25 protein-coding genes are annotated in these 24,024 nt (G+C 71.1%); 11 read left to right on the top strand and 14 right to left on the bottom strand.

From position 1 onward, the window contains the following. Window positions 1–87 precede the first annotated feature (87 nt). Window positions 88–939: a YhjD/YihY/BrkB family envelope integrity protein gene (locus AB0D12_RS36350; RefSeq protein ID WP_362692919.1), complete on the top strand. Its 852-nt coding sequence runs from the start codon at window positions 88–90 to the stop codon at window positions 937–939. Here AB0D12_RS36350 and AB0D12_RS36345 read toward each other — a convergent pair. Genes AB0D12_RS36345 through AB0D12_RS36335 form a run of 3 tightly spaced genes read right to left on the bottom strand, consistent with a single transcriptional unit; the run spans window position 936 to window position 3,047 of the window. After that, window positions 936–1,829 (bottom strand): phosphotriesterase, encoded by an 894-nt coding sequence (locus tag AB0D12_RS36345; protein ID WP_362692916.1) that lies wholly within the window; start codon window positions 1,827–1,829, stop codon window positions 936–938. The two genes, AB0D12_RS36350 and AB0D12_RS36345, sit on opposite strands and share 4 nt — an antisense overlap. Continuing rightward, window positions 1,823–2,404, bottom strand: coding sequence for a DUF4865 family protein (locus AB0D12_RS36340; RefSeq protein WP_362692913.1), 582 nt, complete (start codon window positions 2,402–2,404; stop codon window positions 1,823–1,825). Before AB0D12_RS36340 ends, AB0D12_RS36345 begins: the two co-directional genes overlap by 7 nt. Before the next feature lie 55 nt (window positions 2,405–2,459). Next, a complete protein-coding gene (locus AB0D12_RS36335) occupies window positions 2,460–3,047 on the bottom strand; it encodes a TetR/AcrR family transcriptional regulator (protein WP_362692911.1) in 588 nt (195 codons plus the stop codon). A gap of 173 nt (window positions 3,048–3,220) precedes the next feature. On the opposite strand from AB0D12_RS36335, the gene AB0D12_RS36330 reads away from it, so the two are divergent. Both AB0D12_RS36330 and AB0D12_RS36325 read left to right on the top strand, forming a co-directional pair. After that, window positions 3,221–3,502 (top strand): SHOCT domain-containing protein, encoded by a 282-nt coding sequence (locus tag AB0D12_RS36330; protein ID WP_362692908.1) that lies wholly within the window; start codon window positions 3,221–3,223, stop codon window positions 3,500–3,502. 183 nt (window positions 3,503–3,685) lie between these two features. Next, entirely contained in the window at window positions 3,686–3,865 is a 180-nt protein-coding gene (locus AB0D12_RS36325; protein WP_362692905.1) for a hypothetical protein, read from the top strand. 115 nt (window positions 3,866–3,980) lie between these two features. Here the strand turns inward: AB0D12_RS36325 and AB0D12_RS36320 are convergent, their stop codons facing one another. The 3 genes from AB0D12_RS36320 to AB0D12_RS36310 form a co-directional block, all read right to left on the bottom strand. Beyond that, a complete protein-coding gene (locus AB0D12_RS36320; RefSeq protein ID WP_362692902.1) occupies window positions 3,981–4,133 on the bottom strand; it encodes a hypothetical protein in 153 nt (50 codons plus the stop codon). A 58-nt stretch (window positions 4,134–4,191) separates the two neighbouring features. Then, the gene (locus AB0D12_RS36315) at window positions 4,192–4,725 is read right to left on the bottom strand and encodes an ATP-binding protein (RefSeq protein WP_362692899.1); all 534 of its coding nucleotides are present in this window, start codon (window positions 4,723–4,725) and stop codon (window positions 4,192–4,194) included. A gap of 181 nt (window positions 4,726–4,906) precedes the next feature. Then, window positions 4,907–5,230, bottom strand: coding sequence for a hypothetical protein (locus AB0D12_RS36310; RefSeq protein ID WP_362692896.1), 324 nt, complete (start codon window positions 5,228–5,230; stop codon window positions 4,907–4,909). A gap of 200 nt (window positions 5,231–5,430) precedes the next feature. On the opposite strand from AB0D12_RS36310, the gene AB0D12_RS36305 reads away from it, so the two are divergent. Then, on the top strand, window positions 5,431–6,564 hold the full coding sequence (locus AB0D12_RS36305; protein ID WP_362692893.1) for a PLP-dependent cysteine synthase family protein: 1,134 nt from the start codon (window positions 5,431–5,433) through the stop codon (window positions 6,562–6,564). Window positions 6,565–6,597: 33 nt separating this feature from the next. Here the strand turns inward: AB0D12_RS36305 and AB0D12_RS36300 are convergent, their stop codons facing one another. The 3 genes from AB0D12_RS36300 to AB0D12_RS36290 all read right to left on the bottom strand — a co-directional run bounded on the left by AB0D12_RS36300 (window position 6,598) and on the right by AB0D12_RS36290 (window position 8,478). Beyond that, the gene (locus AB0D12_RS36300; protein ID WP_362692890.1) at window positions 6,598–7,080 is read right to left on the bottom strand and encodes an SRPBCC family protein; all 483 of its coding nucleotides are present in this window, start codon (window positions 7,078–7,080) and stop codon (window positions 6,598–6,600) included. 87 nt (window positions 7,081–7,167) lie between these two features. Next, on the bottom strand, window positions 7,168–7,626 hold the full coding sequence (locus tag AB0D12_RS36295) for an SRPBCC family protein (protein WP_362692886.1): 459 nt from the start codon (window positions 7,624–7,626) through the stop codon (window positions 7,168–7,170). Between the two features lie 6 nt (window positions 7,627–7,632). After that, window positions 7,633–8,478: a DeoR/GlpR family DNA-binding transcription regulator gene (locus AB0D12_RS36290; protein WP_362692999.1), complete on the bottom strand. Its 846-nt coding sequence runs from the start codon at window positions 8,476–8,478 to the stop codon at window positions 7,633–7,635. 211 nt (window positions 8,479–8,689) lie between these two features. On the opposite strand from AB0D12_RS36290, the gene AB0D12_RS36285 reads away from it, so the two are divergent. Further along, window positions 8,690–11,074, top strand: coding sequence for a hypothetical protein (locus AB0D12_RS36285; protein ID WP_362692883.1), 2,385 nt, complete (start codon window positions 8,690–8,692; stop codon window positions 11,072–11,074). A gap of 31 nt (window positions 11,075–11,105) precedes the next feature. Here the strand turns inward: AB0D12_RS36285 and AB0D12_RS36280 are convergent, their stop codons facing one another. The 3 genes from AB0D12_RS36280 to AB0D12_RS36270 form a co-directional block, all read right to left on the bottom strand. Continuing rightward, entirely contained in the window at window positions 11,106–13,508 is a 2,403-nt protein-coding gene (locus tag AB0D12_RS36280) for a right-handed parallel beta-helix repeat-containing protein (RefSeq protein ID WP_362692880.1), read from the bottom strand. Window positions 13,509–13,782: 274 nt separating this feature from the next. Continuing rightward, the gene (locus AB0D12_RS36275) at window positions 13,783–14,607 is read right to left on the bottom strand and encodes an MOSC N-terminal beta barrel domain-containing protein (protein WP_362692877.1); all 825 of its coding nucleotides are present in this window, start codon (window positions 14,605–14,607) and stop codon (window positions 13,783–13,785) included. Between the two features lie 37 nt (window positions 14,608–14,644). Next, window positions 14,645–15,130, bottom strand: a complete 486-nt coding sequence (locus tag AB0D12_RS36270) for a DUF6643 family protein (RefSeq protein WP_362692874.1) — start codon at window positions 15,128–15,130, stop codon at window positions 14,645–14,647. Window positions 15,131–15,384: 254 nt separating this feature from the next. Here AB0D12_RS36270 and AB0D12_RS36265 point away from each other — a divergent pair, with 254 nt between their 5' ends. Further along, on the top strand, window positions 15,385–16,668 hold the full coding sequence (locus AB0D12_RS36265) for a TerD family protein (RefSeq protein WP_362692871.1): 1,284 nt from the start codon (window positions 15,385–15,387) through the stop codon (window positions 16,666–16,668). A gap of 69 nt (window positions 16,669–16,737) precedes the next feature. On the opposite strand, the gene AB0D12_RS36260 is transcribed toward AB0D12_RS36265, so the two are convergent. Next, window positions 16,738–17,910: a glycosyltransferase gene (locus AB0D12_RS36260; RefSeq protein WP_362692868.1), complete on the bottom strand. Its 1,173-nt coding sequence runs from the start codon at window positions 17,908–17,910 to the stop codon at window positions 16,738–16,740. Between the two features lie 58 nt (window positions 17,911–17,968). Between AB0D12_RS36260 and AB0D12_RS36255 the strand changes: the two genes are divergently transcribed. Together AB0D12_RS36255 and AB0D12_RS36250 are read left to right on the top strand one after the other, a co-directional pair. Continuing rightward, on the top strand, window positions 17,969–18,754 hold the full coding sequence (locus AB0D12_RS36255; RefSeq protein ID WP_362692865.1) for an aspartate/glutamate racemase family protein: 786 nt from the start codon (window positions 17,969–17,971) through the stop codon (window positions 18,752–18,754). 166 nt (window positions 18,755–18,920) lie between these two features. Next, complete coding sequence (locus AB0D12_RS36250; protein WP_362692863.1) at window positions 18,921–19,481, top strand: hypothetical protein; 561 nt, start codon at window positions 18,921–18,923, stop codon at window positions 19,479–19,481. A gap of 34 nt (window positions 19,482–19,515) precedes the next feature. Here AB0D12_RS36250 and AB0D12_RS36245 read toward each other — a convergent pair whose 3' ends face one another. Continuing rightward, window positions 19,516–20,601 carry an O-antigen ligase family protein gene (locus AB0D12_RS36245; protein WP_362692860.1) on the bottom strand — a complete coding sequence of 362 codons (1,086 nt, stop codon included), beginning with the start codon at window positions 20,599–20,601 and terminating at the stop codon, window positions 19,516–19,518. A 302-nt stretch (window positions 20,602–20,903) separates the two neighbouring features. Here AB0D12_RS36245 and lnt point away from each other — a divergent pair, with 302 nt between their 5' ends. Genes lnt through AB0D12_RS36230 form a run of 3 tightly spaced genes read left to right on the top strand, consistent with a single transcriptional unit; the run spans window position 20,904 to window position 23,932 of the window. Further along, window positions 20,904–22,568, top strand: coding sequence for an apolipoprotein N-acyltransferase (gene lnt / locus AB0D12_RS36240; protein WP_362692857.1), 1,665 nt, complete (start codon window positions 20,904–20,906; stop codon window positions 22,566–22,568). 10 nt (window positions 22,569–22,578) lie between these two features. Next, window positions 22,579–23,061, top strand: a complete 483-nt coding sequence (locus AB0D12_RS36235; RefSeq protein WP_362692854.1) for an NUDIX domain-containing protein — start codon at window positions 22,579–22,581, stop codon at window positions 23,059–23,061. A gap of 55 nt (window positions 23,062–23,116) precedes the next feature. Then, window positions 23,117–23,932 (top strand): 3-hydroxybutyrate dehydrogenase, encoded by an 816-nt coding sequence (locus AB0D12_RS36230; RefSeq protein ID WP_362692851.1) that lies wholly within the window; start codon window positions 23,117–23,119, stop codon window positions 23,930–23,932. The last annotated feature ends 92 nt before the right edge of the window (window positions 23,933–24,024 follow it).

The following is a 24,024-nucleotide window of genomic DNA, read 5'->3' as shown; positions in this document are numbered from 1 at the left end:
CAACGACCGGCCGACGGCGCAGGCGCCACCACCCGTCCGGGGGCACAATGGACACCTCTCAGTGCACTTTCGGGTAATCGACAACCTATGACGAACAAGCCCTCCGGCGCGGATCACCATGCGCACCGGCTTCAGGACCTGCGCCGCAGGTTTTACGCGTCTCCCATCGGCCTGGCCTGGGAGCGCGGCCGTGAGCTGGAGCTGATGCACCGCGCCATGGGCTTCGCCGCACTGGGCTTTCTGACACTCGTCCCCCTTCTGGTCGTCGTCGCGGCGGCGGACCCGGCGAGTGGACAGGGCTTCGCCCGCTGGCTGGGCCAGGCACTGGGGGTCTCGGAGTCATCCCTGGACGAGGTCCAGCGGCTGTTCGGCGTGCCCGGGCAGGCGCTGCAGCGCACGACCGCGTTCGGTCTCGCCGCCCTCACCGTCTTCGGTCTGACCTTCGGGTCGGCCGTTCAGACCGGCTACGAGAAGGTGTGGGATCTGCCGACGGCCCGCTGGCACACCATGTGGCGGCATGTCGTCTGGCTGGCCCTGCTCGTCGCCGCCAGCCTGGCCTTCGTCAGTGCGCCGCTGCCGGCCGACTCCGCCCCGGCCACGGTGTTCGGCGGCCTGGGAGACCTGATCGGCACCGTTCTGTTCTTCTGGCTTTCCCAGCGCGTGCTGCTCGGCGGCCGGGTCCGCTGGCGCGCCCTGCTGCCCGGGGCGGTGGCCACGGCCGTGGGCATGCTCGGCCTTCGGGTCTTCTCACAGCTTGTCTTCTCGCCGCTGATCGCCTCCAACGCCGTCACCTACGGCCCGTTCGGGACCGTGCTCGTCATCCAGTCCTGGCTCGTGGGTGTCGGCTTCGTCGTCTACGGGGGCGCGCTCGTGGGACGCCTCATTCACGAAGCGCGCGTACGCCGACGGATGGAACACGAGCTGGAAGACCTGACCTAGGACCGGTAGAGGGCGAAGGCGCGGGCCGGATTCCGTACGAGGATCCGGTCCATGACGTCCTTGCCGAGGGCCGGTTCGAGCCGCGGCCGCAGTCTGCGCAGCAGATACGGCATACCGGGGGTTTCCGGAGTCGTCATGTCGCCGCCCAGCAACAGCTGACCGGCGTAACCCGCGTCCGCGAGCGCCACCAGCTCGTCGGGCAGGCGCCAGTCCGTGCCGTGATGGGCCCGCGAGGGGCCGTCAAAGACGAGATAGGCACCCGTCGCTGCCGCGTCCCGCTGGCCGGCCAGGTCCGGAGAGCGGCCGAGATGACCGAGGATCACGTGCTGCGGCAGAACCTCCAACGCGCCGCAGAGCAGATCGAGTACGTCCAGCGCTGCCGTGCCCAGTTCCAGATGGACGGCGATGGGCGCGCCCGTACGGTGATGGGCCAGGGCCGCGGCCGTCATGGTGAGCCGGGCATGCGCGTCGACGCCGTGGAAGGCGCCCGCCACCTTGATCAGACCGGCCCGGATCCCGGTACCGCCGATACCCTCGGTCACTTCGGCCGTGAACAGTTCGGCAAGATCCTCCGGGAGGCGGCCGAGCATCTCAGGCGCGTAGTGCACGGCCTGATGGAGACCGGTGGCGGCCACCACATGGGCGCCGGTCGCGCGGGAGAGCGCTGCCAGCTCCTCGGGCCTGCGCCCCAGGCCGTACGGCGTCCACTGCACGACCGACCGGCCGCCGAGCTCGCGGAAGGCGCGCAGCCGCACGGCCGCGTCCGCCGGATCGTCCAGCTCCTGTCCCGGCAGCCGCGGGCTGCGCAGGAACAGATGGTCGTGGGCGTCGCAGATCCCCAACCCGCTGGCCGGGATGTCGCCGAGCACGGTACGGACGAGGCTCACCACTGCTGACCCCGCGGCAGCTCCGTACGGTGCGGGGCGGAGAGATGCAGCACCTGGAAGACGTCACCGATCGCTTCGGGCGCGTCCTCGGCCCACAGTGCGAAGTGCAGCAGCTCCCAGTGCCGCGGATCGATGGCGACGGCGGCCGCGACCACTCCGCCCGCGCGCGCCAGCTGTTGATGCGCGGCGAGCGCCCTCTCCACGGCGAAGGCGGGCCGCTCGTCCTCGCGTATCCGCACCCGACGACGCGTGGCGGACCGGGGCAGGGCCCCGGCCGCCGGGCCCTCCTCGTACGCAAGTCCTGTCCAGTGCTGGACCACGGGACGTCCGAAGTCGTTGACGATGCCCTGGAATCCGGGGCCCCAGAGGAAGGAGTTCATGCCTTCCGGCGCGGTCCACAGGTAGAGCGGTGCGTACTGGTTGACCGGCGAGCCGTCGATGCGTTCGCGCATCAGATAGGCCTTCAGACCGAGGCCGGGAAAGTCGTCGAGCAGATGGCCCTTCGTCGCCACCCGCTTGCGGATGATCTCCATGTCATAGTCGGCGGGCAGCGTGATCTCGTACTGCATGGCATGCATGAAGGGCTCCTCGGTACGCGTGGTCGGGCGGGGCGCTCGTCGGCGCGGACTTCCCTCAGGCGTCAGTGGTGTTACGAGGGGTGAGCAGCGCGAGCAGTCCGCCGACCGCTGCGTCGAAGGCGGCCGGAGAGCCGGATGCACGCGCCAGCACATAGCCGCCCTGCACCGTCGCGACGATCGCCGCCGCCGTCCCGGCGGGATCGACCGGGGCCGTGAACTCGCCCGCGTCCAGGCCCTCCTGGACGATCCCGGCGAGGCGTCCGCGCAGCCAGTCGAGCGTCTCCTCGACCGGGGCGCGCAGCTCGTCGCTGGCGATGACGTCCGGGTCCATCGTGAGGCGGCCGACCGGGCAGCCGCGCAGTACATCGCGCTCGCGCAGCAGATACGCGCTGATCCGCTCGTACGCCGTGCCGTCGCCGCCGAGCGTCACTTCGGCGGTCGCGCGCATCTCCTGTGCGGTACGCCGGATCGCGGCCAGCGCCAGGGCGGGCTTGCCGGTGAAGTGGTGGTACATGCTGCCCTGGCCGGCGCCCGCCTGCTGCTGGATCGCCTTGGGGCTGGTGCCCACATAGCCGCGCTCCCACAGCAGCTCGCGGGTGGCCTCGATCAGCCGTTCAGGAGTGCTCATGACCCCACTGTACATACTAGTAGGTACAGAATCCACAGTGGCCCGGAGCAGCCGCGAAGGCCCCGCATACTCCCCGGGTGGTACGTGCACTGCCGCTGGCCGTACGACGACGTGAGACCCGGTCGGCGGGAGCCTGGGAAGCGACGAGGAAACACGCACCACCATCGCCACTGAGGAGCTGAGCCGAGATGAACGCACTGGCCTACGACGGGCCCGGCCCGTGGATTCTGTTCTTCCCGCTGATCTGGGCGGCCGTCGTCATCGGCGTCGTCACCGTCCTGCGCCGCACCGTATGGCGCGGCCGTCGCGGCCCCTGGCAACCGACCCGCGCGACGCACGGCGAGAGCTCGCCGATCGCGATGCTCGGCCGTCGCTTCGCCGCCGGCGAGATCGACGACGAAGAGTACTGGCGGCGGCTGTCCGTCCTGGACGAGCAGTTCGGCCGCATCGGCAAGGACGGTGCGGCATGACGACAGTCAAGCCCTCTTCATAGCCTTTCCGTCGACCTGGCGTCTCGCGGGGGTCCGAGCTGTAGACCTGGCGGCCCCTGGATGGAGCGTTGTCGCCCGCCCGAGGCGTTTCTTCTGGATCTGCAACCAGGAGGCCGGCGGCGCTCCTCTCCCGGCAGGAGTGGACCCTGAACGGAATGCCGCGTGCGTCCGACGTCCGGCGCGCGCAGTGGTGATTTTCAGGACAACGCGGCTCGATACCCCGAACTTGAGGCGCATCTGCTGGAGCACCGCCCCTGGAGGAACCCCGAGATCAATGCGGTGCCCATGGTGGCGGGTACCGGGGCCGTCCTGGACCGGATCGCCCGCAGTGCTGCTCAGTGATCACGTGGCCGCGCGGTCCGGTAGTTCGGCGACGGGCGTGATCGTCCGGTGCGGCTGAAGCTCCCTATCGCCTGCACGTCGAAGCTGTGCCCATCCCCTGCCGAGCCAGGTCACATCAGGCGGCCTGACGCTCGGCGGACTGCTCGGCCGGGTGTTCGTCAAGGCGTCCGAGTGTGCGGGCGACACCGCCTTCGCCATACCGGCGGTGCAGCTCCTGGCGGTCGCGCCGGCCGGTGTGCTGCCCGGCGGCCCGCGCGCCGCCCCGCACGCCTGGACGTACTGCGCGCCATCGCCACCGATGAGCGATTCCGAAGCGCCCGCCCCGGTCAGCGCGCAACAGCCGGCCGGGCGGCGGCGCGTTGACGCGTCCCGTTCTGTGACCCCGCCGAACTCGCCGCACTCGGGAAGGGCTCGTCGGCCGTCGCCCCGTACACCACCGAATACGGCGGCAGAGCCACTGCGGGCGAGGGTGTGGAGAGCGTGAACCAGACGATTTTGCCCGTCTCGCCCTCGGGCCGTACGCCCCAGCTGTCACTCACCGCCGCTATCAGCCCGAGCCCGCGCCCGGAAGTGGCGAAGAGGTCTGTGTCCCCTACGGTCGGAAGACGTGGATCGTTGTCGTGGACGGAGACCGTGAGCCGGTCGAGCAGCAACTCGATCTCCACCGTGCACATCTTGTCCGGCTCGGCGTGCCGGTGAACATTGGTCAGCAACTCGGTGACGCCCAGCGCTGCCTGGTCGATCAAGGGATCGAGATGCCAGTAGCGCAATTGCGCCGAGAGAATTCTGCGGACCTGACCGATCCGCGACGGCAGGGCCTGGAGCTCCACCGTGCAGTGCCTGCTTGGCTGGCTGATCACGGCTGCGACTCCCCGAATGAGGTCCGGAAGAAGACGAGGATCGGATCCAGCAGTTGGCTGGCTGCTGATTTGTCCGGCGGGGCTGGATCACAGCGTTACCGCCGGTGCACCCTGAGTGATGTGAGACAAGCGTGAACCACTGACCACGGCTCCGCAACTCGCAGCACCCGGGTGAGTACTCTCAGCTCCGACGGCCGCCGGCGCCGCGCACCGCTTCCAGGAAGCGCCCGGCCAGTGCCCGGCCCTCCGGCCTGCGGCTGCGCTGCCCCATCGTCAGCCGGTAGCGCTTGCCATTGAGCGTCGCCACCGTGCTCGCATCGTCGGCGAACCAGGGCTTACCGGCCCTGACCCCGCGGACGGGAGCGCTCTCGATCACCCGGCCGTAGCTGGTCAGGAGCGCCAGCGTGCCGTCCTTGATCAGCACTTGTCCGGCCCTCGTGAGCGAGCGCGGCCAGCGCTCGATCCGTACGCCTGTGGCGCTGAATTCGGTCTCTGTCATCCCCATCGTGCCTCTGCCCCCTTCGCACCGTTTCCTGTTGGCAGTCTGCACAACTACGGGCGCATGCACCAGTACGTGCGGTCGCACCGGCACAAGTCCCGGCCCACAAGTGACTCCTATGGACCCCCAAAGTGAACGTTTGTGCAGGTGGGGGGCTTACTGTTGCCAGTGGGGGCCGCATTTCGACAGGACGAGGAACGGCGCGCATGAGTACGAGTGAGAAGCCAGTGGCGGGAGAGGCGATCGCCACCATAGATGTGGACCGCAGCGATCCGGACTACCGGGCATGGCTGAAGGAGGCAGTGCGCAAGGTCCAGGCCGACGCCAACCGCTCCGCCGACACCCACCTGCTGCGATTCCCGCTGCCCGAGGAGTGGGGCATCGACCTCTACCTCAAGGACGAGTCCACCCATCCGACAGGCAGCCTCAAGCACCGGCTCGCCAGGTCGCTGTTCCTCTACGGACTGTGCAATGGCTGGATCCGGCCGGGCAAACCGGTCATCGAGGCGTCCAGCGGCTCGACCGCAGTCTCCGAGGCGTACTTCGCCAAGCTGATCGGCGTCCCGTTCATCGCCGTGATGCCGCGCACCACGAGCGCCGAGAAGTGCCGGCTGATCGAATTCCACGGCGGGCAGTGCCACTTCGTGGACGACTCGCGGAAGATGTACCAGGAGTCGGCCGCACTCGCGGAACGGACCGGCGGCCACTACATGGACCAGTTCACCTACGCGGAGCGGGCCACCGACTGGCGCGGCAACAACAACATCGCCGAATCGATGTACCAGCAGCTGCAGTTGGAGCGCTACCCGGAGCCCGCATGGATCGTCGCGACGGCCGGCACCGGCGGCACCTCGGCGACCATCGCCCGCTACGTCCACTACATGCAGCACGACACCCGCGTCTGTGTCCCCGACCCGGAGAACTCCTGCTTCTTCGACGGCTGGACCCAGGGCGACCCGCTCGCCAGCAGCGACTGCGGCTCCCGTATCGAGGGCATCGGCCGGCCGCGTATGGAACCGAGCTTTGTGCCCGGAGCCATCGACCGGATGATGAGGGTGCCCGACGCGGCGAGCGTCGCCGCCGTACGCGCCCTGGACATGGCCATCGGTCGCAAGGCGGGCGGCTCCACCGGAACCGGCCTGTGGAGCGCGCTGAAGATCATCGCCGAGATGGTGGCCAACGGGCAGAAGGGCAGCGTGGTCACCCTGATATGCGACCCGGGCGACCGCTACCTCGACAAGTACTACTCCGATGCCTGGCTGGACGAACAGGGTCTCGACATCGCCCCGTACAGCGCGACGATCGAGGAGTTCCTCGCCACCGGCGTCTGGCCCGGCTGACCACCGCGACCGCTTCGCGGCTGATCACCCGGACTACTGCGCGGCGGACCGGGCGAGCCTTCGGTCCAGTTGGCGCACCGCGCCCCGGAACGAGGCGCCCAGGCCCGCCCGGCCCAGCCGCAGCACGATACGCATGAGTGCGGGGGCGTCCGCCGCGAAGGTCCACTGCACCCGGGTGCCGGTCGCGGTGGGCGTCAGGCGCCACTCCTCCAACAGGGCCCGCAGACCCGGGGCGTTGGTCTCGTCGACGCGGTACGCGAAGCGCTCGTCCGGCTCGGTCGCCATTATCTTCTCGGCGAAGAAGGTGCCGCCCCTGAGCCTGATCTCGCGGCCCGCCCCCCCGTCGGTGGGCGTGGCCGAGGTGACGGCGGTGAACCAGGACGGCCAGCTCGTCACATCCTCGGCGAGCGCCCGGTACACCGCTCCCGGCGAGGCCTTCACCTCGGCCGAGAAGACCAGACGCAGCGGGGCGGACTCGACGAAGTCGAGCTCCACGGGGCTCAGTCGGCGTGCCATGGGACCGTACCTCCAGCTGGGAGGGGTGGAGCGGGGCCCGCACACCATAGCTGGCGGGCTGTCAGTTGTCCGTAGCCGCTGCCGGTTTCACCGGCTTTCCGTGAGGCCCGCGAGGCCCGCGAGAAGTCCGTCCAGCGCTCGGCCGAACACCAGCCGGCCCACCCGGCGGACAAGCGGATCGAACAGCCGCGGCACCAAGCGGATCCGCAGCTCCTCAACCCAGACCACCACGGCGCCCGAACCTTCCGGGCGCACCTCGATCTCGGCCCAGCCGGTGATCACCCTGCCGCGCTTCTCCAGTCGAAGGCGTCCGGTCCCGCGCTTCCCGGGCGGCTCCCAGCGGACCACCTCCATCGGATCGTCGAAGCCGACGCGGCCCAGCCCGGTCCGCGCAACGAACACCGTCCCCATGCCCGAGGGATACGGCGAGACCACAGTGATCGACGTCAGCGGCACCTGAGCGGTATGCGCGGGCCAGTCGGTGACGCGCGCCCAGACTTCCTCGGCGGGCCGCGGGACGGCCCGCGTGATCCGGAAGACGGTCATCCGGCGTCAGCCGTCCTGCCCGTCGGCGCTCTCCGGACCGCCCGCCACGACCAGCCCCGGCAGATGCTCCGCGATCTGCTCGCGTGCCTCGGCCGACAGCCCCGCGTCCGTCACCAGCGTGTCGACCTCGGCCAGGCGCGCGAAGGAACTGAGGCCCACCGTCCCCCACTTGGTGTGGTCGGCGATCACCACCACGCGGCGCGCGGCCTGCACAAACCGGCGGTTCGTCTCGGCCTCCGCCAGATTCGGTGTGGAGAGCCCGGCCTCCACCGAGATTCCGTGCACGCCGAGGAAGAGCACATCGAAGTGGAGGGAGCGGATCGCCTGGTCGGCCACCGGCCCGACCAGCGAGTCGGAGGGCGTACGCACCCCGCCGGTGAGGACCACGGTGGCCGCACCGGGACGCTGATCGCCCGCCGCTCCCGCCCGCTGCGCCGCGTGGAACACATCCGCGACCCGCACCGAGTTGGTGACCACCGTCAGATCCGGCACCTCCAGCAGATGGTGCGCCAGGGCATAGGTCGTGGTCCCGCCGGAGAGCGCGATCGCACTGCCGGGCACCGCCATCTTCGCCGCCGCCCGCGCGATGTCCTCCTTGGCGCTCAGCTCCAGCGCCGACTTGGCCTCGAACCCCGGCTCGTGCGTGCTCGCCTCGACCACCGGCACCGCGCCGCCGTGGACCTTCTCGATGACCCCCTGCCGGGCCAGGGCGTCCAGATCCCGGCGCACCGTCATATCGGAGACGTTGAGCTTGCGGGTGAGCTCATTGACCCGCACTCCGCCGCGCCTGCGCACCTCGTCGAGGATCAGGGCACGCCGCTGCTCCGCGAGCAGGTTCTGGTTGTCGCTCACTGCCGGGGCCGGTCCTTCCATGTCGTCGTCCACCATGTCGTACACCGCCTGTGGCCAAGGGTTTCTCATCCTCGCACGGGCTCGGCGGAACGGGCTCGGGGAGATTCCGTGAGAGCCGTGCGGCGAGCAGCCACGATCCGGGACTCTGGTACCGAACCGCCGCGCGACCGCGCGCTGACCGATCCTCCCATCGAGAGAGCGAGTCACAGAAGTGTCCCCTGGCACACCGGTCCCGCAGAGCGGAGGCCCCGCGCTCGAGCTGCTTGTCCACGGCGTCGGCGGAGCCACCCCGCAGGACATGCTCGGCGACCCCAGAACGGTCCGGATCACCGGTGACGAGAAGGCCGCGGTGTTCCGGCGCACCGAAGACGCGGAGGCGGAACTCCACCCCGAGCGCTACCAGGACAGGCCCATCCCGGAGGCGTACTGCTGGTCCAACCTCACCTCGGGCAACGGCGCGCGGGCCCTGTGGCTGCTGCTGCTCCCCTTCATGGTCGTCAACCTCGCGCACTGGATGCGTCCCCGGGCCAAGGGCCGCCGAGGGACCACACGGCTGTACGGAGTGCTGGTGCGGCTCGTCGCACTCAGCCTCACCGTGCTCCTGACGGCCGCCGCCTGCGAGGTCGCACTCGACCTGGTGGCATGGCAGTGCGCGGGCTCGCCCGCATGTACCCGGGACAGGTCCTGGCTCGGCTTTCTGTCGAGCGCTCAGCATGGCTGGTGGTCGCAGCCCGGCCGACGCCTCTCGCTCGCCGCGGTGGTGCCGGCCGCACTCGTCGGCCTGCTCTGGTACCTCTCCAACCGCACCTGGAGCGCGTACGAGTCCCAGCGGCCGCCGACCGGCGAGGACGCGCTGGAAGGTGACGAGGCCACCGAGGAGGACGAGGAGGAGACCGAGGGGCCGAAGGAGCAGACCGAGGGGCCGAAGAAAGAGACCGTGCGGCCCGCCCTCGGCCGGCCGGGCTTCTGGTACGGCCGCCGGCTCGTCGCCCGGCTCCGCGCCGCGCACACCGCTGCCGGTTTTCTGACCGTGGCCGCCGCGGTCGCCGGGGCCGCCGCCCGCCACGACCGCGGCGCCACCAGCACCCTGCTGGAGATCTGCGGCCGGCTCCTCGAGGCAACTCTCCTCGTGGGCGGATTGGCTGTGGTGTGGGTGGCCTTCCGCAGAGGCCGCAGCGAGAAGCGGCTCGACGCCCGTCTCGACCGTGCGGCTGTCCGCTATCTGCCCGGCGCCGCACTCGCGCTGCTCGGCCTCTCGGTGCTGTACGCCTCCTGGTCCCGCCCCGGCTGGGTCTCCACCGCCACCCTCCCCGGCGATGTCACCTTCCGCGTCATCGCACTCGCGCAGGGCGCCCTGGTCATCGCACTCGCCATTGCCGCCTGCTTACTCCACCGCCGTGCGCGCCATGTGCGTGCGGCCCTGGCCGGCCTCGGCGGGCCCGCCGTCGCGATGCTCGCCTGCGCCCTGGGCGGGGTGATGACCGGCGGTGTGGCCCAGCGCGTCGCGGACTGGCTGGACGGGTCCGGCACTCCGGGCATGGGCGGCGAAGGCTCCATCCCAGGGCCCCCGGTGCTGCTCAGCTGGCAGGCCTCCGTCATCCCGGTGCTGCTGATCGCCCTCTTGGTCCCTGCCGTCATCCTCGCCGTACGGACCTGGCTGGCCGCCCGCCGGCTCACGCAACCGGTCGAGGCGGACTACGCGGAAGGGCGCCCGGACGCCGTCCGTACGCGGCGGATAGCGGGCACTCGGGCCCGGGCCGCGCTCACCGACGTCGCCCCCTGGATCGTCGGCATCGTCTCCGGCGCCACCCTGCTTCTCGGCGCGGGCGCGGTCGCCGGCGCATGGGTGAGTGGCGAGGTGCCGGGCAAGGCGTTCGGCGACAGCCACGACTTCGTCGAATCCGCGGCGGAGGCGGCGCAGGCGATCGGCTCCTGGCTGATCGGCTTCGGCTTCATACTCTTCGTCACCTGGGGCCGGCGCGCCTACCGCGACGCCTCGGCCCGGCGCACCATCGGCATCCTCTGGGACGTCGGCACCTTCTGGCCGCGCGCCGCACACCCCTTCGCGCCCCCCTGCTACGCGGAGCGTGCCGTCCCCGATCTGACCTGGCGGATGTGCACCTGGACCGCGGGGACCGGCGGACGGCGCCTCGTCATCTCAGGTCACTCGCAAGGCAGTGTGCTGGCCGCGGCCGCCGTCTGGCAGCTGCCGGCGGCCACCCGCCGCCGCGTGGCGCTGCTGACGTACGGATCCCCGCTGGAGCGGCTGTACGGGCGCTGGTTCCCCGCGTACTTCGGACCTGTCGCCCTCAGCGAGCTCCGCAGCGAGGTGCACTGCTGGCGCAATCTGTGGCGGCGCACCGACCCGATCGGCGGGCCGGTGATGATCCCTGCCGAGGGCGACCATCCCGAGGTGGACCGGGATGCGCTCAAAGACCCTGTGGTGTACGGACGTTCGGCGCGCCATCCGCTGCCGGAACCGATCCTCGGGCACTCCGAGTACCAGGCCGACCCGGCCTTCGCCACGGAACGCAGGGAACTCCTCGACCGGCTCAGCCCGGGCGTTCCCCGGCAGGCACGGGGCGGTTCGGGGTAGCGCAGGGCTTCACCCAGCAGTTCGGCGCGGCTCAGGGCAGTTCCGGCAGATCCTCCGGGTAGAGCAGGGTCAGGTCGTCGGTGTTCGCCTCGGCGAGCGCCGCGACCCGGCCCGCGTGTCGCTCGACCATCGACTCGAAGGTCTGGCGCGCGGTACGGCCGTTGCCGAACGCGGGCCCCTTGGGCAGCGCGGTGAAGTACTTCAGCAGCGCCTCACTCGTGCCCGTGCCCAGCCGGTACTCGTGGTCGTCGGCCTGCTGCTCCACGATCCGCAGCAGCTCCTCGGGCACATAGTCGCTGAAGGTGATGGTCCGTGAGAAACGGGACGCCACGCCGGGGTTGACCGAGAGGAACCGCTCCATCTCCGCGGTGTAGCCGGCGACGATCACCACCACCGCCTCCCGGTGGTCCTCCATCAGCTTCACCAGCGTGTCGATGGCCTCCTTGCCGAAGTCCCGACCGGAGTCCTCGGGGGACAGGGCGTAGGCCTCGTCGATGAAGAGCACCCCGCCGCGCGCCCGGTCGAATGCCTCCTGGGTGCGGATCGCGGTGGAGCCGATGTGCTCGCCGACCAGGTCCACCCGGGAGACCTCGACGAGATGGCCACGCTCCAGCACTCCGAGCGAGGCCAGGATCTCGCCGTACAGCCGGGCCACGGTCGTCTTCCCGGTGCCGGGTGAGCCGGTGAAGACCAGATGGCGGCGGACGGAGGCGGCCTTCAGGCCCGCCTCCTGGCGGCGTCTGCCGACCTCGATCATATTGGTGAGCGTGCGGACCTCGCGCTTGACGCTGTCCAGGCCGACCAGCGCGTCCAGTTCACCGAGGACGGCGCCGGAGGTGCGTACGGGCTCCGCGGTCGAGAACGGCTCGGCCTCGGCGGGGCGCTGTCCGGGGACCGCGGAGAGCAGCCCGGGGGACTGGGTCGCCGTCAGCACGGCCGTGGTCTGCTCGCCCTTGGACCGCACGCCGCTCTCATCACTGGTGCAGTCCTCGACGACCGGACCGTCGTCGTCGCCCAACTCGTAACCGCCGCGCGCACAGCGCTCGGTCCGGCAGCGGCTCAGTGTCGTACGGCAGCCGTCCATCACATGGAAGCCATAGCCTCCGCTGCCCGTGACCCGGCAGCCGCGGAAGGTGCCCCGGCCCTCCGCCGAGACATAGAAACCGGCCTCGGCGGGCGACGTGACCGTGCAGCGCTCGATCACCGGATCGGCGCCCTTGGTGACGATCACGCCGGTCTGCGCGGTGTCGATCGTGCAGCCGTTCAACGTGCCGCCACTGCCGTGGTCGCGGAACCAGGCGCCGGTGGACGCCTCCCGGATCCGGCAGTCGTCGAGCTGCGCCGTAGCGCCGTCGCTCACCGACACCGCGGTGTTGCGGACCTGGGAGAGATCGCTGTCGACGACATCGACACGTGAGCCGCGGTCGAGGACGAAGAGCGCGTCCGGGACGTCGTGGACGCGGCACGAGTCGAGGACGGCGGTCGCTCCGTCACTGACCCATACGGCCGGATAGTCGCCCGTACTGTCGTGGATCTCGCACTGGTTGGCGTCCACGCGCGTGCCCGCGTCCCAGACGGACAGGCCATTGCGCCCGAATCGGCGCACCGTGGACCGGGTGAGCGTGAGTACGGACCGCGAGCGGAGATCGACCGCATTCTCGGGGATCTCGTAGATGTCGCAGTCGGAAAGGGTCAGCACGGCGTCGGTGTCGAGGGTGATGCCGTCGGCCGAGGTGCGGTGCACGGTGGAGTCGGTGAGATGTGCTGAGGCGCGCGAGGCGATCTGCACGCCGGTGCCCTTCACCTCGTACACCTCGCAGCCGACGGCCTCCAGGCCACTGCCCTCGCCGGTGACGGACAGTCCCGCGCCCGAGGCGTGGTGCACCCGGCAGCGCTCCAGCCGCGGATGGGCGCCGCCGCGCACGGAGACGCCCGACTGGCCGGCCGCCACCACCTCACACTCCTCGAACACGCCGCCCGCGCCGTCCAGTACGGCGATTCCGACGCCCGCTGGATTGTCGACGGTGCAGCGGCGGACGGTGGGACGGGCCGCGCCGCGCACCTCCAGACCGGCCGCGGAGCGGGTGACGATCCGCAGATCGATCAGCTCGGGAGTGCCGTCCTCGACCAGGAGAGCGGGGGCGGCCGTGTCCTGCCCCTCCACATGGAGGTCCTGGACGGTGGCGGAGGCGCGCACGGTGAGCGGCACACCGTCGGCGGGCGCGATGCGCACCGAGCCGACCGCGCCCTCCGTGCCGCGCAGGGTGACCGCCCGCTGGACGATGAGGTTCTCGCGGTACGTCCCCGGGGCGACCGTGAGGATGTCGCCGTCGCCTGCGGCCTCCAGGGCTGCGGCGAGGGAGGGGTACTCGCCTGTGCGGCGCCGCCACCGTGATGTGCCGGTGTGCGTCACCTGGACCGTGCCCTGTGCCATCGTGCTGCTCTGCCCCCACCTCGTGATCCTGCTCCGCCGCGCCTCTGAGGGGGGCGCCCCCTGACCCCCGAGGGGGTCGCACCACCGTAGCGCGCGCGAGGCTCGGGAGTTGACGGGACGAGAACGGTCAGCTGCCCGCGCCCGTACGTCCCCAGTCGGGACCGGCCGCGGCCCCCTTGCCTCGCCCTTCACCCCCGTCGTCTGTCCAACGCGCCCGCGGGCACGCCGGGTTCCCGCGGGGAGGGCCGAACCGGCGGATCCAGTCCGGTCCGGGCTACTCGACGACGGTCACGGCGTCGCCGACCCGGATGAAGCCGGTCCGCTCCGGCACGAGGCATTGTCCGAACACCAGCCGGTCGCCGAAGCGGCGGTGGCGGGCGAGAGTGCGCAGCGGCTCCTTGCCTCGCTCGGCGGTGTGCTGGTCCGTGGTGGTGATGACACACCGGCCGCAGGGCCTGGCCACCCGGAAGGTGGCTTCGCCGATCGCGATCCGCTTCCAGTCGTCCTCGGCCCAGGGCGCCGCGCCGTCCACGACGACGTTCGGCCGGAACCGGTTCATGGGCAGCGGGCCCTCGTCGGCATGATCACCCTGTGCGATGAGGGAGTTGAGCGCGTCGAGCGAGGCGAGGGTGGTGACGAGCAACGGATAGCCGTCGCCGAGATTGACCGTCTCTCCGGGGCGTGCGTACTCAGGGTCGATGGGGCGCCGGTGGGCCGGGTCGTCGAGATGGACGAGCCGTACCTCGGTGCCGAGGTAGTCGCTGAACCAGGCGTCCACCTGCCCGTCGACGGGCACCATCTCGAGCTTGTCCTGGAAGATCTCCACCGTCGTGGTGCCCACCGGCTCCGGGACGGCGACACTCAGCGGTTCACGCCCGGGCGCGGTCAGCCGGATCCCGCCGTCCGGCAGTGTCTCGGCGCGGGCCAACGCCAGCCGTGGCTGCTGGCGTTGCGTGACCACCTTGGCCGAGGAGTCGATCAGTGTCCACCGACGGTCCCCGGCAAGCCCCCACGGCTCCACAGCCGCCTCGCCGGGTGCATACCCCGCCACCGATTTGACCGGGTGGACATGGATGGAACGGAGAACTGGGTTCGGCATGAAGCCATAGTGCCAGCCACCACTGACCTCCGGTCGGTCAGTAGCCCCGGCCCTGGTACGGGCGGTTGTACGGGTCCTCGTACGCAGCGGGTGCCGGCGCGGGACGTGCAGCCGCCGGGCGCATCGCTTCGTAGCCGGTGGCCACCGGACGCTGCTGCGGCTGGGCCTGGGGCTGAGGGCCCGGGTAGCCGCGCGGCACGGCGGTCTGCTGAGGGATGTACGGCGCGGGCGCGTGCTGCAGCGGTACGGGCTGCTGCATCTGCTGCGGATAGCCGTAGGAGGGAGTGCCGTAGAAAGGGCCGGACTGCGAGGGAGCTGCCGGCAGTGCGGGCAGCGCCGCGGGGAGCGCCGGCAGATAGCTGTTGGCGGTGTAGCTGCTGCCGGTGTCATACGCGGAAGGCACTCGGATCGGGGCGATCTGAGGCGTGCCCCGCTCCGCGACCAGGGAGTCGTAGATGGGGGTGTCGGGGAACGACGGAGCGGAGTAGTAACCGCCGCCGTAGGTGGCGCGGGGGGAGGTCATGGCACATAAGTTAAGCCCACGATGTGCTGGTTGGGGAGCCCGATAAGAGGGTTGTTTCGGTAGATGCGAGTGACCAGGGTTCCCCAATGCGAGCGAATCTGGGAAAAACGGTCGTCCGGAAACGTTCAGATCCTGTAAACGGCGAGCTGAGAGCGGGTTACCGACGGGTCGGCGGGGGCGCCGGAGGCTCCCGGAGGATTAGGTTGGCCGCACGGTGAACTCTTCGGGCACCCCGACTCGCGATGGGGGCGAGCATGTCCATGCTTAAAGGAGCCAATGCTCCGGTGCCGGCGCGGCAGGTCCGCGTCGAATTGGGATGGCGTACAGACCCCGGGGTGCCGGATGTCGATGCCTCGGCGCTCCTCCTGGCATCGGGAAAGGTCCGCTCCGACGCGGACTTCGTCTTCTACAACCAGCCGGCGCATGCCTCCGGCGCGGTACGCCATGAAGGGAAGCGGACTGCGGCGGGCGGCGTGACGGACGAGGTGTCGGTCGACCTCGCGCGCGTGGAGCCCGCGATCGAGCGGATCGTGCTGGCCGCGTCGGCCGACGGAGGCAGCTTCGGGCAGGTGCCGGGGCTGTACGTCAGGGTGCTCGACGCGGCGTCCGGCGCGGAGATTGCCCGGTACGAGAGCCAGGATGCGACGGTCGAGACGGCCTTCGTGCTCGGCGAGCTCTACCGGCGGCAGGGCGCCTGGAAGTTCCGGGCGGTGGGACAGGGCTACAGCACCGGACTCGCGGGCCTCGCGACGGACTTCGGCATCACGGTCGACGAACCGCAGCAGCCGGCCCCGGTACCGGCCGCCCCACCGGCCCCCGTTGCCGCTCCGGCACCCGCCGCGCCCGTGACGCCCGCTGTGCCCTCGCTGCCGCCCCGTCCCGCTGCCGCGCCGTCCGCTCCCGTACGCCTCACCAAGGTGACGCTGACGAAGGACACCCCGTCCGTCTCCCTCAGTAAGCAGGGCGGCACCTCCGGTGCCATGCGGGTCAACCTCAGCTGGCAGGTGCGCAAACAGTTCCAGGGCTGGGGCGCCAAACTGGGTCGCGCCGTCGCCATGCACGGGGACCTCGACCTGGACCTGTGCGCGCTCTACGAACTCACCGACGGCCGCAAGGGGGTCGTCCAGGCACTCGGCAACGCCTTCGGCGCGCTACAGCAGCCCCCGTACATCCACCTCGACGGCGACGACCGCACCGGTGGCACGTCCGGCGAGAACCTCACCATCAACCTGGACCACAAGGACCGGCTTCGCCGGGTCGTCATCTTTGTCACCATCTACGAAGGTGCGCGCAGTTTCGCCGACCTGGATGCGACCGTCACTCTCCAGCCGCAGAACGGCGCCGCCATCGACTTCTCGCTCGGTGAGTGCACTGTGCCGTCGACCGTCTGCGCGCTGGCGCTGATCACCAATACCGGCTCCGATCTCGTCGTCCAGCGCGAGGCCCGTTTCCTCGTGCCCGAGCGCGGCGTGAGCCCGCAGCGCACCGTCGACTACGCCTACGGCTGGGGCATGAACTGGACACCCGGCAGGAAGTGACGTCTCCGGGCGACATCCCTGGCCGGCACCCCCGGTGGAGGTCGCTGGTGAAGGTCCCCGGTGATGATGTCAGCGGTCCGGCGCGGCCTCCGGACGGGCGTATGTACGCCCCTTCCAGGCCGCGCCGCGACCGCGGTAGTGCTGCACCGCCGAATCAACCGTCATCAGCAGATAGAGCAGAGCGGTGAACGGCAACAGGGGAGCGAGGAGCAGCGGCTGCCGGTAGTAGCGCAGTATCGGCAGATATGTCCCCGTCATCACCGCCCATGCCAGACCTCCGGCCCAGCCGGCGGCCGCGTCATGGGTCAACACACCGGCGCACAGCGCGGCGGGCGGCGCGAGATACACCAGCGCGAGCCCCACCACCGTGCCGGCAAGCAGCAGCGGACTGTGCTGCAGCTGTGCGTACGCGCTGCGCGACACCATCCGCCACAGGTCCGCCAGCCGCGGATACGGACGCACACTGTCCACCCGCTCCGCCAGCCCCAGCCAGATCCTGCCGCCGGTCCGCTGCACGGCCCGCGCCAGCGACACATCGTCGATCACCGCCTCCCGGATCGACTCCGGCACGCCCGCCCGCTCGGCGGCCTCCGCGCGCAGCAGCACACAGCCGCCCGCCGCGGCCGCCGTGCGTGCCGCCTGCCGGTTGACCCACCGGAAGGGATAGAGCTGCGCGAAGAAGTAGACGAACGCCGGCACGACCATCCGCTCCCAGCCGCCGACGACCCGCAGCCGCGCCATCTGCGAGACAAGGTCCAGTTCGTTGGTACGGGCCGCGGCCACCAACTCACGCAGGCTGTCCGGCTCGTGTGCGATGTCGGCGTCGGTCAGCAGCAGGTATTCGGGCTCGCGCGCCCGGGCGACCGCGATGCCGTGCCGCAGAGCCCACAGCTTCCCGGTCCAGCCGGGCTCCGGCTCGCCGGGGGAGACGACCCGCAGCGGCAGCCCGCCGTGCCGTTCGGCCAGTGCACGCGCCAGTTCCGGCGTGCCGTCCGTACTGCCGTCGTCGACGAGCAGGATCTCCGCCCGGCCGGGATAGTCCTGCGCAAGCAGCGAGGACAGGCTGACCGGCAGCACCTCGGCCTCGTCCCTGGCGGGCACGACAATGGCCACATCCGGCCAGAGTGACGGGGCCGCGCGCCGGGGCAGCCGCTGGTCCGTACGCCAGAAGAAGCCCTGGCCCAACAGCAGCCATCCCCATGCGGCCAGCGATCCGAAGGCGATCCAGGCAAGGGCGCTCATTCGCCGCAGTCTGCCCCACCGCGCCAGTACCGCAAGGGCAGTCGACTATGGTGACCGGGTGAAGATCGCGCTTATGGACTCCGGAATCGGCCTGCTGGCGGCCGCCGCCGCGGTACGTCGGCTGCGGCCCGACGCGGATCTCGTTCTTTCCTCCGACCCCGACGGTATGCCGTGGGGCCCGCGTACGCCGGAGGATGTCGCCGCCCGCGCGCTCGCCGCCGCCCGCGCGGCCGCCGCACACCGCCCCGAGGCGCTGATCGTCGCCTGCAACACCGCATCGGTGCACGCCCTGCCCACGCTGCGCGCGGAGCTGGAGCCCGGTATAGCCGTCATCGGCACGGTCCCCGCGATCAAACCGGCCTCGGCCGGCGGCGGCCCCGTCGCCATCTGGGCCACCCCCGCCACCACCGGCAGCCCCTACCAGCGCGGCCTCATCCGGGACTTCGCCGACTCGGTCGCCGTCACCGAGGTGCCCTGCCCCGGTCTCGCGGACGCCGTTCAGCAGGCTGACGAGGCTGCCATCGACCATGCCGTGGCCGCCGCGGCCGCCCTCACACCACGCGATGTAAGGGCCGTCGTCCTGGGCTGCACCCATTACGAGCTGGTCGCCGAACGTATCCGCGCCGCAGTACAGCCGCCCGGTCTGCCGCCGGTTGCGCTGCACGGCTCGGCCGGGGCGGTCGCCGCCCAGGCGTTGCGCCGTATCGGCGAGCTGCCCGCCCCCGGCGCCGAGCCGAGTTCCCGGCTCACGGTGCTGCTCAGCGGCCGTGATTCCGCCCTGCCCGACCAGGCCCTCAACTATGCCGAGGGCCGCCTGCTCCAGGCCGTCAGCCCGGCGCTCTGACGCTCTTTGGGTGGTCCTCTGACGATCCCCGGGTCCGGCCGTTCCGACGACCCCGGGCCCTGCGCACGCCCGGTGCAGCGGCCCGGACGCGGGCCCGATCCGTGTGCGGTTGGTCCTTGTGGCCGAGACCATGCCCGGCAGACGGAACCTGAGTACGCTGCTAGCCATGAGGGACCACTTCCGCGACGAGGGGCACGCCGCAGAGCCCCTTCCCACCGTCTGGACCGGCCGTGCGACCAACCGTGCTCAGTGGCTGCTCGCCGCGGCAGGCGCCGCCTGCATGGCGCTCGGCATCGAACTTGCCGTCGACTCCGCCTGGACCTCGGGCATCGCCCCACTGCTGATGTCCGTGATCGGCTGTGTGGCAGCGGGTCTGCTGATCCTCTTCGGGACCCTCGCCTTTGTCCATGTGGCGGTCAAGGTCGACAGCGACGCGGTCGAGGTGCGCTGCGGTCATATCGGTCTGCCGCGCCGGCGCATCCCGCTCGACCATGTGGTGGGCGCGGAGTTCGCTCCGGAGGTGACCCCGAGGCAGTGGGGCGGCTGGGGCTACCGCTGGCGTCCGGAGCAGGGCACCGCCGTTGTGGTACGCCGCGGCGAGGGCGTCGTCGTCACGCTGGGCGGCGGCAGGACCTTCACGGTGACCGTGGACGACGCGGAGGCCGCCGTACGAGCCATCCGCGACCGGCTCCTGCTCGCGGGGACCAACAAGACCGTCGAGCTCTGAACCACCGCTCCCTCGTGCCGGCTCCGCGGGACGGCTAGAGCGTCCGGCTGTCCGCCGCCGCGTCCGGCCACCGGGCCGTGCGCGTACCGCGCTCCGCCGAGCCCCCGCCCGCCGTGTGCGCAGTCGCCAGACCCGCGAGCAGCCCGGCGCCCGCCGTCACCGGCGTGAAGCTCAGCGCGTTGCCGACGCTCGCCAGGACCGCCAGCGCCGTGAGCGCGGCTCCCGCGCTCAGCACGACCGGGGTGGAGCGCGGCGAGCGCCACAAGCCGTACAGCATCCAGCCGAACGCCGCACCCAGCAGCGCCACGCCCACCACACCCTGCTCGGCCGCCTGCTGCAACGAGGCCGAGTGCGGCTTGCCGTCGGAGCCCAGCGACTGCTGTGCGGTGGTGCTGAGCTTGCCGAAGCGGTCGGGACCCACACCCCGTACCGGATCGTCCTTGGCGAGACTGATCGCATCCCGCCACAGATCCACCCGGTTCTGGGTGAGCTGGCCCTGCAGCGAGACCGTCAGCCCGTCCGGCAGAGTGTCCTCGGCCACACCCCACGAGGTGGCCACCACCAGACCGGTGGCGACGGCGAGGCCGACGAGCGCCACCGTCCGATGACGCATCCGGACCGCCGCGAGCGAGCAGAGCAGTATGCCGAGGGCCGCCGCGCACCCGGCGACGGAACCGAGCGCCAGTGCGGTGCAGGCGACGGCGAGAGCGAGCATTCGCAGCGCGAGGCGCAACGCGGCCGGACGGGCCGCAGAGGCGGCGCAGCAGGCTGCACCCGCACCGAGGACCAGCAGCGCCGCAGCCGCACCCGTGTGCCCCGGCTGGATGGGAGTCCCGGCGATCGCACCGGGCACACCCTGGCGTGAGGCGATCGCCAGGCCGAGTGCGGCGAGTGCGGCGGCCGAGGCGGCCGCGACCGGCAGGAGCGTGCCGCAGATACGGCCGCAGGCATATCCGGCGGCGACGGCGAACACGGCGAGCAGCACGCCCTCGGGCCGTGCCTCGCGTCCGGCCGCGCTGATCAGCGACCACACGGCGCAGCCGCTGAGGACGACGACGCCGGCGATATCGGTCGCGCTGCCGCGCTCCCGCGTGGCGGACCGGACGTCCGGTGCAGCCATCCCGTCGACCCCCCGACCTGTGACGGGCCCTGCCGCAGCAGCCGAATCGTGTCGGGTGGCAGGGCTGGCGCACACGGTAACGGCAGAGGCAGGGGTTTGTGGATGGGTTGCGCAGGAACGTTGCGTCAGTCGGTGCCGGGGCCCGTGGGGAGCCCGTGCGTCAGTCGGTGCCGTGGGCCCGTGGCGAGCCGCTGCGGCAGTCGGTCCGCCGGTCGGTGCGAGAGCCGGCACACCGGTGTCGGTGCGTCGGCCGACGAGGACCGGACTGCCGGGGCACAGCCCAGCGCCGTAGACTCCGCCGGGTGAGCGCCACCATCACCACCGTAGACACCCGACAGCCCGCCCCCGTCGCCGGCCGACCGCTGCTGCGGCGCCTTCTGCGGCCGGGTGCCGCCGCGCTGTCCGGAGTGCTGCTCTTCGCGAGCTTCCCGCCACGTCCCCTGTGGTGGCTGGCGCTGCCCGGCCTAGCGCTGCTCGGCTGGACGCTGTACGGACGCCGGCTGCGGCCCGCGTTCGGCCTGGGCTACCTCACCGGCCTCGGCTTTCTGCTGCCGCTGCTCATCTGGACGGGCGAGGAGGTCGGCCCCGTGCCGTGGGTGGCGCTGGCCGCGGTGGAGGCGGTGTTCGTCGCTCTCGCCTGCATGGGGATCGCCGCGGTCTCCCGGCTCCCGGTGTGGCCGGTGTGGGGTGCGGCCGTGTGGATCGTGAGCGAGGCTGCACGCGCGCGTGTGCCGTTCGGCGGCTTCCCCTGGGGCAAGATCGCCTTCGGGCAGGCTGACGGCGTCTTCCTGCCGCTCGCGGCGCTGGGCGGGACACCAGTACTGAGTTTCGCGGTCGTACTGTGCGGCTTCGGGCTGTACGAGACCGTCCGCCGGGTCCGTGCCCACCGGCGTACCGGCGAGCTGCCGCGCGGCGCCGCGGCCGCAGCGCTGCTCACCGTCCTCGTCCCGGTCACGGCGGCCCTCGCCGCCCTGCCGCTCGTCGACGACTCCGCCGAGGACGGCACCGCGAACGTTGCCGCGGTCCAGGGCAATGTGCCGCAGCTGGGACTCGACTTCAACTCCCAGCGCCGCGCGGTCCTCGACAACCACGCCCGCCGCACCGAGGAGCTCGCCGCCGATGTGAAGGCGGGCAAGGTGGCCAAGCCGGACTTCGTCCTGTGGCCGGAGAACTCCTCGGACCTCGACCCGTACCGCAACGCCGACGCCAGGCTGGTCATCGACGAGGCGGTGAAGGCGATCGGCGTGCCGACCGTCGTCGGCGCGGTGGTCACTCCCGACACGGGCAATCTGCGCAACACCTTGATCGAATGGGACCCCACGCGCGGCCCTGTCGACACCTACGACAAGCGGCATGTCCAGCCGTTCGGTGAGTACATCCCGATGCGGTCCTTCGTACGCCTCTTCAGCTCCGACGTCGACCGGGTGCGGCGCGACTTCGGACCTGGGCACAAGGTGGGTGTCTTCGACCTGGCGGGCACCAAGGTCGGCATGGTCACCTGCTTCGAGGCGGCGTTCGACGACGCGGTGCGTGACACCGTCACCAGCGGGGCGCAGCTCATCTCCGTGCCGAGCAACAACGCCACCTTCGGTCGCAGCGAGATGACGTATCAGCAACTGGCGATGTCGCGGGTGCGGGCCGTCGAGCACGGGCGCTCCGTCGTCGTCCCCGTGACCAGCGGTGTCAGCGCCGTGATCATGCCGGACGGGAAGATCGTCCAGAAGACGAAGATGTTCACGGCGGGCGCGCTGGTCGCCGAGGTGCCGCTGCGCTCCTCGCTCACGCCGGCGACTCGGCTCGGGACCTGGCCGGAAGGGATCCTGGTGCTGGTCGCGGCGGGCGGTGTGGGCTGGGTCGTGGCACGGGCGGTGCAAGCCGGGCGGCGGCGGAAGGCCGTACAGGGCACGGCCGTACAGGGCACGGCCGGGCAGGGCACCGTCGAGCGGGGCACGGTCGACGCCGGTTAGGGTCGAGGCCATGGCAACCCCCGACTTCATCCGTGAGCTCCGGGCCACCGCAGGCCACCAGCTCCTCCTCCTGCCGGGCGTCAGCGCGGTCGTCTTCGACGATCAGGGGCGGGTGCTGCTGGGGAGGCGTGCCGACACCGGCAAATGGTCGCTCATCGGTGGGATTCCGGAGCCGGGGGAGCAGCCTGCGGTGACGGCCGTGCGCGAGGTCTACGAGGAGACCGCGGTGCGCTGTGTCGCGGAGCGGGTCGTGTTGGTCCAGGCGCTGCGGAAGCCCGTCACCTACCCCAACGGCGACCAGTGCCAGTTCATGGACATCAGTTTCCGCTGTCGCGCGGTGGGCGGCCGGGCACGCGTCAATGACGATGAGTCGCTCGAGGTGGGGTGGTTCTCCGTGGACGCGCTGCCGGAGCTCAAGGAGTTCTCGCTCTTCCGGATCAAGCAGGCTCTCACCGAGGGACCGGCATGGTTCCAACCCACCATCGAGCACTGAAGTGTGGGCGCTGACCACATCGGTCGGGGGATGATCACTGCCTAGGGTGCGAAGCATGACCGCGCCCACCACACCAGGTCCCGCACCTCACCCCGACGCTCGTCCCGTCACCCTCGACCTCGGCGGCCGAACCGCACTCGTCACCGGCGCGGCGGGCGGCATCGGCCGTGCGTGCGCGCTGCGGCTCGCGGCCGCCGGCGCGAAGGTCAGGGCCGTCGACCGCGATGCCGAGGGTCTCGACGCACTCGCCGCACACTCGGCGGGGCTGGCCGGGGTCGTCGAACCGGAGCTCCTGGACCTCACCGATCTCGACGCGGCGGAGGCGGCGGCCGCCGGGGCGGACATCCTCGTCAACAACGCCGGGCTGCAATTGGTCCGGCCCATCGAGGAATTCCCGCCGGACGTCTTCCACACCGTGCTCACGGTGATGCTGGAAGCGCCGTTCCGGCTGATACGGGGTGCGTTGCCGCATATGTACGCGCAGAGCTGGGGCCGTATCGTCAATATCTCGTCCGTACATGGGCTGCGCGCCTCTGCCTTCAAGTCCGCGTATGTGGCCGCCAAACACGGTCTCGAGGGACTCTCGAAGACCGCGGCCCTCGAGGGCGCTCCGCACGGGGTGACCTCAGTCTGCGTCAATCCCGGCTATGTGCGTACGCCACTGGTCGAGAAGCAGATAGCGGACCAGGCGGCGGCCCACGCGGTGGCCGAGGACCGGGTCCTCACCGATGTACTGCTCAAGGACTCCGCAATCAAGAGGCTGATCGAGCCGGAGGAGGTCGCCGAAGCGGTGCTGTATCTGTGCACGCCGCAGGCATCCTTCATCACCGGCACCTCACTCACCCTCGACGGCGGCTGGACCGCCCACTAGGTGTATTGACCTGGAGCGTTGTTCACGCGGCTGATGGGTGGCTGGCCTTCGAGTGCGGTGTGGCAGCGGTGGTGGTTGTAGGTGTGCAGGAA

The organism is Streptomyces sp. NPDC048479 (assembly GCF_040651435.1).
In the GTDB taxonomy this organism is placed as follows: Bacteria; Actinomycetota; Actinomycetes; order Streptomycetales; family Streptomycetaceae; genus Streptomyces.
The sequence above is the reverse complement of the archived record's forward strand: the minus strand, read 5'-3'. Positions and strand labels throughout refer to the sequence as shown.